At 62.5% G+C, this 12,403-nt stretch carries 12 protein-coding genes; 4 read left to right on the forward strand and 8 right to left on the reverse strand.

Annotated elements, in window-relative coordinates; translation table 11 throughout:
* Window positions 1-252 precede the first annotated feature (252 nt).
* The gene (locus tag ABEH28_RS21515; RefSeq protein WP_192174020.1) at window positions 253-1,623 is read right to left on the reverse strand and encodes a gluconate:H+ symporter; all 1,371 of its coding nucleotides are present in this window, start codon (window positions 1,621-1,623) and stop codon (window positions 253-255) included.
* Window positions 1,624-1,776: 153 nt separating this feature from the next.
* Complete coding sequence (locus tag ABEH28_RS21520) at window positions 1,777-2,700, reverse strand: LysR family transcriptional regulator (protein WP_346631030.1); 924 nt, start codon at window positions 2,698-2,700, stop codon at window positions 1,777-1,779.
* Window positions 2,701-2,830: 130 nt separating this feature from the next.
* On the opposite strand from ABEH28_RS21520, the gene ABEH28_RS21525 reads away from it, so the two are divergent.
* The 3 genes from ABEH28_RS21525 (at window position 2,831) to ABEH28_RS21535 (ending at window position 5,918) form a co-directional block, all read left to right on the forward strand.
* A complete protein-coding gene (locus ABEH28_RS21525; RefSeq protein ID WP_346631031.1) occupies window positions 2,831-3,532 on the forward strand; it encodes a CoA transferase subunit A in 702 nt (233 codons plus the stop codon).
* A 90-nt stretch (window positions 3,533-3,622) separates the two neighbouring features.
* The gene (locus ABEH28_RS21530) at window positions 3,623-4,279 is read left to right on the forward strand and encodes a CoA transferase subunit B (RefSeq protein ID WP_192174022.1); all 657 of its coding nucleotides are present in this window, start codon (window positions 3,623-3,625) and stop codon (window positions 4,277-4,279) included.
* Window positions 4,280-4,499: 220 nt separating this feature from the next.
* Window positions 4,500-5,918, forward strand: a complete 1,419-nt coding sequence (locus ABEH28_RS21535) for a TIGR00366 family protein (RefSeq protein ID WP_346631032.1) — start codon at window positions 4,500-4,502, stop codon at window positions 5,916-5,918.
* A 368-nt stretch (window positions 5,919-6,286) separates the two neighbouring features.
* Here ABEH28_RS21535 and ABEH28_RS21540 read toward each other — a convergent pair whose 3' ends face one another.
* Together ABEH28_RS21540 and ABEH28_RS21545 are read right to left on the reverse strand one after the other, a co-directional pair.
* Window positions 6,287-6,613 (reverse strand): antibiotic biosynthesis monooxygenase, encoded by a 327-nt coding sequence (locus ABEH28_RS21540; RefSeq protein ID WP_346631146.1) that lies wholly within the window; start codon window positions 6,611-6,613, stop codon window positions 6,287-6,289.
* 4 nt (window positions 6,614-6,617) lie between these two features.
* Window positions 6,618-7,328, reverse strand: a complete 711-nt coding sequence (locus tag ABEH28_RS21545; protein WP_346631033.1) for a CTP synthase — start codon at window positions 7,326-7,328, stop codon at window positions 6,618-6,620.
* Between the two features lie 89 nt (window positions 7,329-7,417).
* Between ABEH28_RS21545 and ABEH28_RS21550 the strand changes: the two genes are divergently transcribed.
* Window positions 7,418-8,296 (forward strand): LysR family transcriptional regulator, encoded by an 879-nt coding sequence (locus ABEH28_RS21550; RefSeq protein WP_346631147.1) that lies wholly within the window; start codon window positions 7,418-7,420, stop codon window positions 8,294-8,296.
* Window positions 8,297-8,478: 182 nt separating this feature from the next.
* On the opposite strand, the gene ABEH28_RS21555 is transcribed toward ABEH28_RS21550, so the two are convergent.
* The 4 genes from ABEH28_RS21555 to ABEH28_RS21570 form a co-directional block, all read right to left on the reverse strand.
* Window positions 8,479-9,384: an AraC family transcriptional regulator gene (locus tag ABEH28_RS21555; protein WP_346631034.1), complete on the reverse strand. Its 906-nt coding sequence runs from the start codon at window positions 9,382-9,384 to the stop codon at window positions 8,479-8,481.
* A gap of 95 nt (window positions 9,385-9,479) precedes the next feature.
* Window positions 9,480-10,169: a fumarylacetoacetate hydrolase family protein gene (locus ABEH28_RS21560; protein WP_346631035.1), complete on the reverse strand. Its 690-nt coding sequence runs from the start codon at window positions 10,167-10,169 to the stop codon at window positions 9,480-9,482.
* A gap of 137 nt (window positions 10,170-10,306) precedes the next feature.
* Window positions 10,307-11,071, reverse strand: coding sequence for an SDR family oxidoreductase (locus ABEH28_RS21565; protein WP_346631036.1), 765 nt, complete (start codon window positions 11,069-11,071; stop codon window positions 10,307-10,309).
* A gap of 60 nt (window positions 11,072-11,131) precedes the next feature.
* Complete coding sequence (locus ABEH28_RS21570; protein WP_346631037.1) at window positions 11,132-12,064, reverse strand: 2-hydroxyacid dehydrogenase; 933 nt, start codon at window positions 12,062-12,064, stop codon at window positions 11,132-11,134.
* Between the last annotated feature and the right edge of the window lie 339 nt (window positions 12,065-12,403).

A 12,403-nucleotide genomic window follows, 5' to 3' on the forward strand; every position in this document is an offset into this window, starting at 1 on the left:
ATCGGCGCTTTTGGTGGAAGGGGTGGGGCGAGGTCTCCCACGGTCTGTACTGTTACAGCAGTCAGATGCGAACTGTTCGTCCCACCACCCCTTCAAGTCTAACCATACAAGCGAGCTTGCTCGCGAATGCACTCTGCCTGCGACGAATCAATCGCCTGACACGCCACCTTCGCGAGCAAGCTCGCTCCCACATTTACGGCGTTCGCACGACGGGGATCTTCCACAGGGCTCAGCGTTGGCTCTGAGAAATCGTCAGACCAAAAAGTGCCACAACAGCGACGTGCCGATCAGCCCCACCACCGACACAATCGTCTGCAGCACCGACCACACCCAAATGGTTTGCTTCAGTTGCAGGCCGAAGTATTCGCGGACCATCCAGAACCCTGCGTCGTTGACGTGGCAGAAGAACACCGAGCCCGCCCCGATCACCAACGCCACCAGTGAGGCTTCCACCGGCGCCAGCCCGGCCATCATCGGCGCAAGAATGCCCGCCGTGGTAGTCGTCGCGACGGTGGCCGAACCGGTGGCCTGACGCAGCGCGACCGCAATCAGCCACGCCAGCAGCAGGTACGGCATGTGTGCGCCTTCGGCCACTTTGCTGATGGTCTGGCTGACGCCCGCGTCCAGCAACGTTTGCTTCAGGCCGCCGCCCGCACCGATGGTCAACAGCAACACGGCAATCGGCGCCAGGCTCTTACGCAGCGTGCCGCCCACCTGCTCGCGGGAGATACCGTTGGCCCAGCCCAGACACACCGTCGCCGCCAGCACCGCAATCCCCAACGCCACCAGCGGCTCACCGAGGAATTTCAGCGTCAGCGCGATGTTGCTTTCCGGCTCCATGGCGATTTTCGCCAAGGTGCTGCCGAGCATCAGGATCACCGGGAGCAGAATGATCAACAACGAGATACCGAAGCTCGGTTGGCGGGAGGCGCTGGGTTTGGCCGAGAACAGCTCGCCCAGCTCTGCCGGTTCCTCGATGTGCATGCGCTTTGACAGCCAGTTGCCGTACAGAGGACCGGCCAGAATCACCGCCGGCACCGCCACGCAGAAACCCAGCAACATGGTCAGGCCCAAATCCGCGTGCAAGGCGCTGACGGCGATCAGCGGTCCCGGGTGCGGCGGCATCAGCGCATGCAGCGTGGTCATGCCGGCCAGCGCCGGAATCGCGATTTTCAGCAGCGGCTGATTCGACTGGCGGGCCATGACGAAGATGATCGGCACCATCATCACCAGACCCACTTCGAAGAACAGCGGCAGGCCGATGACCATGGCCACCAGGGCCATGACCCACGGCAGGGCTTTGCCCTTGCCCAGCCCCAGCAACGTCGAGGCAATGCGATCCGCCGCGCCGGACTCGGCCATCAGCGCACCGAGCATGGCACCGAGGGCAATGATGATCCCGGCCTCACCGAGAATCCCGCCCGCGCCCTTGCTGAACGCCTTCGCCACTGCCTCCGCTGGCAACCCCGCACCTATCCCTGCGATGAATGTGCCCACCAGAATCGACAGAAACGGCGGGAGCTTGGTCGCGCTGATCAGCACGATGATGGTGGCAATGGCGATCAGGCAGCAGATGATCAGGCGAGTGTCGTGAAACACCCAGGCAGCAGATGACAGATCCAACGCGGAACCCCTTATCGGTCGGTTTTTATTTCAGGACGGATTGAAACAATATGTTTCAGCCGGCCGAACCATACCGGATGCGGCATTGCGTCGCAGTTAAATTTTCACAGGATCTGGCCGTTTCGCCACCGGTCTCCCACCTGGAGCGCGATATCACCCTGTAGGAGCAAGCTTGCTCCCCAAGGCGGCATTTGAGTCGCGTGCGCATTCGATCAGCACCTCGCGCAACCCCTGGGCGGCGGCCGACAATTGGTGGTCCGCCTGGGTCATCAAACCAATACGACGCTCGATGCGCGGGCCTTCGAGGGCAATGCAGCGAGCGCCGAGCTCTTCCATCTGCGCGATGCACAGCGACGGCACCGCGCTGACGCCCAGGCCGTTGGCGACCATGCGGCCCACCGTCGACAGCTGATGGCTTTCAAACGCCACCGACAGTTTGCCGTGCTGGCTCTGCAGGTCTTGCTCCAGCAACAAGCGGACGGCGGACGGGCGTTGCAGGGTGATGAAATCGTGACGCAGCAGCTCGTCCCAACTCACCTCGCTGCGCGCGGCCAATGGCGAATCCTTCGGCACCACGGCGACGAAGCGATCCATGTAGAACGGCGTGAAAATCAGGTGGGTGCCAGATTCAGGTTCGAATCCAATGCCCAGCTCCACGCGCCGATGGCCGACCATTTCCACCACCTGCTCGTTGATCACGTCGTGCACCGCCACGTTCACCCGTGGGTAGCGCTCGCGAAACACCTTCAGCGCGATCGGCAGCAAGTTGCCCGCGTAGGACGGCATCGCCGCCACCGAGACGTTGCCCATTTGCAGGGTGAAACGCTGTCGCAGCAGCTCTTCGGTATTGTCCCAGTCGGCGAGCAACTGCCGGGCCAGCGGCAGCAAGGCCTCGCCCTCGGGCGTCAAGCTGACGTTGCGCGTGGTCCGGGTCAGCAATTGCCCGCCCAGGTCTTCCTCCAGCGCCTTGATGGTCAGGCTCAACGCCGGCTGCGATAGATGCAGTCGTTCACCGGCCTGAGCGAAACTCAAGCACTGCGCCACTGCCAGAAACGCCCGAAGCTGTTTCACTTTCATATATTTGGATTACTTATCAATCGATCAAAAAAACAAAATTAACAAATCAGTGCATGCGAGAGAAGATGCGGCCAACGCTCTCCGATGCTTAGATTGTCGGACACAACTACAAATAAGGCGGGATCTCACCATGGCTGGACTCGACAAACGCGTGGCAACCTACGCTGAAGCCCTTGCCGGGCTGACCGAAAACATGACCGTGCTGTCGGGCGGCTTCGGACTGTGCGGCATCCCTGAAAACCTCATCGCTGAAATCAAACGCATGGGCGTGAAGGGCCTGACAGTGGTTTCCAACAACTGCGGCGTTGACGGCTTTGGCCTGGGCATCCTCCTTGAGGACCGGCAGATCCGCAAAATGGTCGCGTCCTACGTCGGTGAAAACGCCCTGTTCGAGCGCCAGTTGCTCAGCGGCGAATTGGAAGTCGAACTCACCCCCCAGGGCACCCTGGCCGAAAAAATGCGCGCTGGCGGTGCCGGCATTCCCGCGTTCTATACCGCCACCGGCTACGGCACCCCCGTCGCGGAAGGCAAGGAAACCCGCCAGTTCAACGGCCGCAACGTGATTCTCGAAGAAGCCATCACTGGCGACTTCGCCATCGTGAAAGGCTGGAAGGCCGACCACTTCGGCAACGTGGTCTACCGTCACACCGCGCAGAACTTCAATCCGGTCGTGGCCACGGCCGGCAAGATCACCGTGGTGGAGGTCGAAGAAATCGTCGAGCCTGGCGTGCTGTTGCCCACCGAAATCCACACCCCCGGCATCTATGTCGATCGCGTGATCCTGGGCACGTTCGAGAAGCGCATCGAGCAGCGAACCGTCCGAAAAGCCTGACATCAGCGTCGTACTCGAACCGATTTCCCCTTTGTATCTCCGGCGCTGGGGCTTCCCACAGGCCGGACAGAATAAAAGAGACCCAAGACCATGGCACTCTCCCGCGAACAAATGGCACAGCGCGTTGCACGCGAACTGCAAGACGGCTTCTACGTAAACCTGGGCATCGGCATCCCGACCCTGGTCGCCAACTACGTCCCGGACGGCATCGACGTGATGCTGCAATCGGAAAACGGCCTGCTCGGCATGGGCGCCTTTCCCACCGAAGAGACCATCGACGCTGACATGATCAACGCCGGCAAACAGACCGTGACGGCGCGCAAGGGCGCGTCAATTTTCTCCTCGGCCGAGTCCTTCGCCATGATCCGTGGCGGCCATGTCGACCTGACCGTGCTCGGCGCGTTCGAAGTGGACGTCGAAGGCAACATTGCCTCGTGGATGATCCCCGGCAAGCTGGTCAAGGGCATGGGCGGCGCGATGGATCTGGTGGCCGGCGCCGACAACATCATCGTCACCATGACCCACGCGTCCAAGGACGGCGAATCCAAGTTGCTGTCGCGCTGCAGCCTGCCGCTGACCGGCGCCGGCTGCATCAAGAAAGTGCTGACCGACCTCGCGTACCTGGAGATCGAAAACGGCGCCTTCGTGCTGCGCGAAACCGCACCCGGCGTGACCGTCGACGAAATCATCGCCAAGACCGCCGGCAAATTGATCGTGCCGGATGACGTGGTCGAAATGACGTTCTGATGGATCCGGCAATGGCGCGGTTCTGCAGGATCCGCGTCATGCCCCACGTTTTCGCCACACCCTAAGCATTTGCTGCACCCGCACCTTTGGTCAGACCGCCCTGCCCCTTCAGCGATGAAGGGGCTTTGCTGTATCTGAGCCGGTGCTTTTTTCGCGTCACCGCCAACACTTGAAACTGCCGTCCAAAAAACCTGAACAATAACTCCAAGAGGTAATAAACGTGGCCGCCGACATCGAAGAAAGCCGCTCCGCCCGCTTTGCCCTGCGTTGCGCCAAATGGGCGGAACGCTGGTTCCCGGACTCGTGGGTGTTCGCCGCCCTGGCTGTGGTCATCGTCACGCTTGCCACGCTGGTCATCGGCGCCAAACCCGCCGACACCGCCAAAGCCTTCGGTGACGGTTTCTGGAGCCTGATCCCCTTCACCATGCAAATGGCCTTCGTGGTCATCGGCGGCTACGTCGTCGCCAGTTCGCCACCGGCGGTCAAACTGATCGACCGCCTGGCGCGCATCCCGAAAAACGGCCGCTCGGCCGTGGCCTGGGTCGCGCTGATCAGCATGGTGGCGTCGTTGCTCAACTGGGGATTGTCGCTGGTCTTCGGCGGCTTGCTGGTGCGTGCCCTCGCCCGGCGTACCGATCTGAAAATGGATTACCGCGCCGCCGGTGCCGCGGCTTATCTGGGTCTGGGCGCGGTGTGGGCCTTGGGCCTGTCGTCGTCCGCCGCGCAGTTGCAAGCCAACCCGGCCAGCCTGCCGCCGTCGATCCTGGCGATCACCGGGGTGATTCCGTTCACCCAGACGATCTTCCTCTGGCAGTCCGGCGTGATGCTTCTGGCCCTGGTGGTGGTCTCGATCGTCGTCGCCTACGCCACAGCGCCCGGCCCGGCCAATGCCCGCGATGCCAAGGAATGCGGGATTGACCCGAGCTTCAGCCTGCCACCGTTGCCGCCGCGCACTCGCCCGGGCGAATGGCTGGAATACAGCCCGCTGCTGATCATCCTGATGGTCGCGCTGGCGTCCGGCTGGTTGTACAACGAATTCAGCACCAAGCCCGCGATCACCGCAATTTCCGGCCTGAACACCTACAACTTCCTGTTCATCATGGTCGGCGCGCTGCTGCACTGGCGTCCGCGCAGTTTCCTCGATGCCGTGGCTCGCGCCGTGCCGACCACCACCGGCGTGCTGATTCAGTTTCCGTTGTACGGTTCGATCGCCGCGCTGCTGACCACGGTCAAGGGCGGTGATGCGCAAACGGTCGCGCACCACATCTCGACGTTCTTCACCAGCATCGCGTCCCACGACACCTATGCGCTGCTGATGGGCGTGTACTCGGCGATTCTCGGGTTCTTCATTCCGTCCGGCGGCGGCAAGTGGATCATCGAAGCGCCGTACGTGATGCAGGTCGCCAACGATCTCAAATACCACCTCGGCTGGGCGGTGCAAATCTACAACGCCGCCGAAGCCCTGCCGAACCTGATCAACCCGTTTTACATGCTGCCGCTGCTGGGCGTGCTCGGCCTGAAGGCACGGGATTTGATCGGCTTCTCGTTCGTGCAGTTACTGGTGCATACACCGCTGGTGTTGTTCCTGTTGTGGGTGCTCGGCACGACGCTGGCGTACATCCCGCCGGTCATGCCTTGATTGAATAGTCGGACCGGCTCTAGCCGGGAGGACGTCATTAGCCGCACCGCAAAATCGAGGGTGCATATGAAGGCCCCTTCCCGGCTGAAGCCGGTCCCACTAAAGCAGCGTGGGCAGTCAGTGAAATTGGGGTGAACTCGGATGTAGGACCGGCTTTAGCCGGGAAGACGTCATTAGCCGCGCCGCAAAATCGAGGGTGCATATGAAGGCCCCTTCCTGGCTGAAGCCGGTCCTACTAAAGCAGCGTGGGCAGTCAGTGAAATTGGGGTGAACGCGGATGTAGGACCGGCTTTAGCCGGGAAGACGTCAATGGTCACACCGCAAAACCGAGGGTGCCAACACCGGCCCCTTCCCGGCTGAAGCCGGTCCTACTTTGCAAAGCTGTATTCGCGCTCGACTCTGGAAACCCGGGTCGTGCATTGCCGATACCAGGTGGACCGGCCGCGCTCGCGGATTTCCCGGTGTTGCGGATGTTCCTTCCAGGCCAGGATTGCTGCTTCATCCGCCCAGTAAGACACGGTGATCCCCAGTCCATCGTCGCTGCGTGCCGATTCCACGCCGAGGAACCCCCGCTGCTGACGAACGAGTTCGAGCATCCGCCGGGCGGCGTCGTCATATTCCTGTGCTTCGAGTTCAGTGCGAACCGAGGTGAAAATCACCGCGTAATACGGCAGGCCAAAGGTGTTTGCCATCATCATGTCAAATCAACTCCGCCGCGCAGGCCAGCACAAACGCTTTCACCAGCGGCGGGGTGCTGCCCTCCAGCGCGGCGCGTTCCGGTTGAAACAACGTCGCCACGAAGAACGGATGACCGTCGAGCTCCATCGCGCGGACCTCGCCGTCTTCGTCATAACCAGATACTTTCAGCGGCCCGGCAAACACGTCGGCCTCCAGTTCCTTGCGCAAACCGTAGCGGCAGCGGTAGCGCTCGTGGGTTTCCAGTGCGCCGTACGCGGCGGCAATTCGCGAACCCGGGCGCAGGCGAATCGGTGCGAAGGCCTCGACCAGCGAGCAACTCAAGGGCGTGATGATTGCGTTCTCCGATTCCGGCGCGGTCTCGGCATGCTCGGCATCGGCCCAGCCCAGGTGATTGCGCGCGTACTCCAGCAACGCATGCTGAAAGCCGCCGCACGTCCCGAGAAAAGGAACCTGCCGCTCCCGGGCGAAGCGAATCGCCGTCAGCGCGCCGTCCATGTCGCGATAAGGGCTGGCCGGCACGCACCAGATGCCTTCGAACGCCTGCAAGCTCACGCCGTGCCGAACATCCGTCGTCGGCACCCATGTGGCCTGCACGCTAAGCCCCGTTTCGTTCGCCACCCTGTCCAGCGCCACGGGTATGGCCTGATGTGCCGGCACGCTTGGGTCGTAGTCACCTACCAATGCAATCCGGATTTTCTGCCGCTGAGTCATGTGTGCTCCCTGATATCAAAACGCTTTGCGTGAGGTCCGGAGGCGACTATAAGCTTGTGGCCCTGCAATCAGAATGGGCGTCCGGGCAAGTGATCAATGCAGCTGCGCACTATCGAATCAACCATGCCGACCTCACCCTCATCCTCGCGCTGGTGCGGGGGAGGACGCTGGCCAAGGCCGCCGATCTGCTGAAGGTCGATGTCTCGACGGTGTTCCGCGCGGTGCGGCGGATGGAAAAGTCGGTGGGCACAACGCTCTTCGACAAGAGCCGCGCCGGCTACGTACCGACCAGCGCAGCACTGGCGCTCGCCCAACAGGCGGAGAGTGCCGAAAACGCGCTGGCCCTCGCGCAGTTGAGTCTCGAGCAGGGCCGGCAAGTCGTCAGCGGCACCGTGCGCCTGACCTGTACCGAAGCCGTCCTGCAAAGCCTGTTGCTTCCCGCCTTGAGCCGCTTCATGCCGGACTACCCGGGCCTGCGCCTGGAACTGAACACGTCCAGCACCTTTGCCAACCTGAGCCGCCGCGACGCCGACATTGCCCTGCGTCTGACCAACACGCCGCCCGAGCATCTGGTCGGCACTCGCCTGGGCACGGTTGGATATCGGGTCTGTTCGAGCGAGGCCTACGCGCGACGCTGCGGTGATCGGGCCCTCGACGACATGGACTGGATCGCCCCCGACGATTTCCTCCCCGACCACCCCACCGTGATGTGGCGCCGGCAGCATCTGCCCGGCGTTAACCTCGCCTACCGCTGCAGCTCCATGCTTGCCGTGGCCCAACTGGTGCGCGCAGGCATGGGCGTAGCAGCGCTGCCGGATTTCATGGTTCGGGACAGCGAGGTTCAGCCTTTGAGCGAGCCGCTCGCAGGCCATGACACCGGGCTGTGGCTGCTGACTCGGCCAGATTGCCGGGCGCTGCGCTCGGTGTCGGCGTTGTTCAGCGAGCTGACCAAGGCGATTGAGCTGTAAAAAGCGTCTCGCCCCTTTGATACAAAACCTGTGGGAGTGAGCTTGCTCACGAAGGGGCCGGTACATCCGCTAGATCACTCGCGGATGGAAGGCAGCCTTCGCGAGCAAGCTCACTCCCACAGGGGCCGCGTTCGCTGAAGATAGATGTGGAGTGGAGCCGATCAACAACTCGTCAACCCCGCTCAACCACCCCGCCGCTCCCGGCGAAACTGGCCCGGCGGCATGCCGTGGGCTTTACGAAAGCGCCGTGAAAAATACGCTTCGTCGGTAAACCCGCAGATCTCGGCGATGTGGCTCAGGGGTTTGCTGCTGTTCATCAAATGCGTGCGTGCCAGCCGCATGCGCCGCTCCAGGACCAGTTCGGAAAAGCTGTTGCCGGTTTCTTTGCGCAGCAGGTGGGTCAGGTAATTGGGCGACAGAAAGGCCGCCGCCGCGGCATCGGTGAGGGTCATGGCAGGATCGGCAATGTGCGCGCGAATATAGTCGATCACCCGACTCATCGCATCGCGCCGTCCCCGCCGCTCGGCCTTGTTCGCCGACAGCGCCAGCAACTGCGCTTCGTAGCGATTGCACACCGTGCCGATCAGCTGCAACAGGCAGCCCCGCAGAATGGCGCCGGAGCCCAACTGCCTGCCGCGATCCATGTCGCGCATCTGCCCCAGCAGCGCGGTCACCTCAGCGAAGTCGGCGTCATCAAGGGTGAAATCCAGATGTTCCTGAAACCGGAACGGCGCCAGCTCAGGCGCCTCGGCGACGGGCACGTCTTCAAGGTCCATCGGATCGCACTGCAGATGCTGCAGGAGAAAGTCCTGAGAAAAGTTGATGACGACAAAATTGCCGTCTTCCGGGTGCGGAATCACGTGCAGGCGATGGGGCAGGATGAACGCCAGGGTGTTGCGCGGAAACGGCCTGACCGCGCCGCCGATGTGCTGCACGGTGTCGCCGCCGAGATTGATCTGAATCTGGAAATAGTCATGACGATGGGGCGCCGTCAGCGCGGGTCGGGCGGACTTGTCACGGATGTAGAAATCCATGCGGTCGCTGCGCTGCTGCATGCCATAGGTCTGGATGCGGGAGGGATGGGCCATCGCTGAAACACCTGAAATCGCGGGTTCGGACTGCCCCATGGTAGGGCAACGGCGGCAGCCGAACCAAAGGATTCTCAGGCGGGCGTAACGTGGGATCAGCCGATTGTCACATTCAGCTCGGCAATGCCTTCGATCCCGGCAGTGACCACATCACCGCGCTGCAAAGCGCCTACCCCGGCCGGCGTGCCGGTGTAGATCAGGTCGCCCGCTTTGAGGCCGACCGACTGCGACAGGTAGGCGATCACGTCCCTGACCGCCCAGATCTGATCAGATAGATCGCCACGTTGACGGCGCTCGCCATTGACGTCCAACCAGATCGCGCCGGCTTCCGGATGGCCGATCTCGCTGACCGGGCGCAGCGGTGTGGCGGGCGCGGAGGCGTCGAACGCTTTGGCCCATTCCCACGGCCGGCCCATTTTCTTGGCCTGGGCCTGCAAGTCGCGGCGTGTGAGGTCCAGGCCGACGCCATAGCCCCAGACATGGGTCAAGGCGTCCTGCGGGTCGATATTCACGCCGTCCTTGCCGATCGCCACGACCAGTTCGATCTCATGATGCAGGTCCTCGGTGAGCGGCGGGTAAGCAATCTGGCCTTCAGCGGGCACCACGGCGTCAGCGGGCTTCATGAAGAAGAAAGGCGGCTCGCGGTCGGGGTCGTGGCCCATTTCCCGGGCGTGATCGGAGTAATTGCGGCCGACACAGAACACCCGACGAATCGGAAAACGGCTGGCCGTCCCGGCGACGGCCAGGGAGGGTGTGACAACGGGGGCGATAACGAACTCGGTCATGGCAGTGTCCTTGATTAAAGGTGGCTCGGCATGGGGTTGAGTGTGGCGGTTGATCGCTCAGCCGGGTTGGACAGATCCCATCTGGTTTTGGACAAAACAACGCAGCTCAACGCAACGAGCCGAGCCGAGCCGACAGATCAGCCACGCCCCACAAACGGCATACCACTGGCCATGACGGTCATGTTCAGCACGTTGGCCGACAACGGCAGCCCGGCCATGTAACTCACCGCTTCGGCGACGTGCTGCACGTTCATGGTTGGCTCGACCTGCAGCTCACCGTTGGGCTGCAAAACGCCTTTGGTCATGCGATCGGTCATTTCGGTGAGGGCATTGCCGATGTCGATCTGACCGCAGGCAATATTGAACTGCCGACCGTCCAGTGCAGTACTTTTGGTCAGGCCCAATACCGCATGCTTGCTCGATGTATAAGGCGAGCTGAACAGCCGTGGCGTGTGCGCCGAAATCGAGCCGTTGTTGATGATTCGTCCGCCCTGAGGCACCTGGCGGCGCATCAGGCCGAAGGCGGCGCGCGCACACAAAAACATCCCGGTGACGTTGGTGTCGATGACGTTCTTCCACTGCTCCACCGACAGCTCATCCATCGGCACCGCCGGTGCGCCGATGCCAGCGTTATTGAACGAAACGTCCAGTCGACCGAATGTGCGTTCAATGGTCGCGAACAACGATTCGACGCTGGCCGGATCGCGCACATCCGTCGGCACCGCCAGCGCCTGCTGCCCGGCAGCCTCGGCCTGATCGACCAGCGCCTGCAACGGCTCGGGCCGACGTCCGGCCAGCACCACGGCAAAGCCGTCAGCCAGCAGTTGCAGCGCCACGGCGCGACCAATACCGCTGCCGGCGCCTGTGACCAGAGCGACTTTCAATACAGAAGATGAAGACATGGGCGATTCCTTTTTTGTCAGAGAGCGTACTGCGGTCGATATCGCCGCACCCACCGCGTATCAGCTGTGAACAGGCGTCAGCACCGGCTTGCCCGCGTAGAACGCCAGCAGGTTGTCGGCGACCATTTGCACCGTGTCGCGGGATGCTTCCGGCGACAATCCTGCCAGATGCGCCGTAAGGACCACGTTGTTCAAGGCTTTCAGGGCATCGGGGACGTGGGGCTCGTCATCGAATACGTCCAGCGCCGCCCCGGCCAGGCGGCCGTGCTGAAGCGCGTCGATCAGCGCATCGGTGTCGACGACACTGGCCCGGGCGATGTTGACGAGGAAGCCGTCCGCGCCCAACGCATCGATGGCGGCCTTGTCGATCAGGTGCCGCGTCGACCCGCCGCCCGGCGTCGCGACCACCAGAACGTCCGACGCTTCGGCCAGCGCCAGCGGGGTCGCGCAATAGTTGAAATCCACGCCCGCGCGGGGTGAGCGGCTGTGATAGTGGATGACCATGTCAAACCCAAGCGCGCGTTTGGCGATGGCCATCCCGACCGAACCAAGGCCCAGAATGCCCAAGCGTTTGCCGGCGAACGAGGGCCGTGTGACCTTGCGCCATTCGCTGCGGCGCACCGACGCGTCGGCCTGGGGAATGTCGCGAACCGCCGCCAGCAGCAAGGCCATCGCGTGGTCCGCCACCGTCGGGGCATTCACCCCTGCTCCATTGGTCACCACGATGCCCCGCGCCTCGGCGGCTTCGAGGTCGACACGCTCGTAGCCCGCGCCAATCACACAGATGATCCCAAGGTTCGGCAGCGCCGCCATTTCCTCGGCAGTGAACCCCAGCGGCCCACGGGTCAGCACCGCATCAATCTCCCCGCCCCCATTCGCCACCGCCTCGGCGCGCATCGCCGGCGTCGGCGCCAGAATCAGGCGAAAGCCGCTGCTTTCCAGAATCGGTAAATACATGTTCACGCTTTCAACCAGCACCAACACCGTTTTCATCATCCCTCCGCCAAGCGAAATTCGTGGTGCTGACAGTAGCGCGAGTGAGAGCGGTTGGGCAGGGGCGAACATGGAAATCCATAGTTATGACGCTGCGCATTAGCCCGGCAGACCCATTAACGTCACACGGAACGCCGACACTTTAAGGCACCCAATACCGGATCAACGGACCAGCTGTGGCCTCAACTATTTCCATCAAACCGACAGCCATTCCCCCCAAAACGACAACCCCGGTTGCCCGCCATGCCCGTTGCTGTTTAAGGTTTGAGCCCTGCGGCACCTGATTTTTCACAACAAAACGATGTGCCACGCGGTGCGGCAACGGCTGCGCCATGAACG

Source organism: Pseudomonas sp. Ps21-P2 (genome assembly GCF_039672565.1).
Lineage (GTDB): Bacteria > Pseudomonadota > Gammaproteobacteria > Pseudomonadales > Pseudomonadaceae > Aquipseudomonas.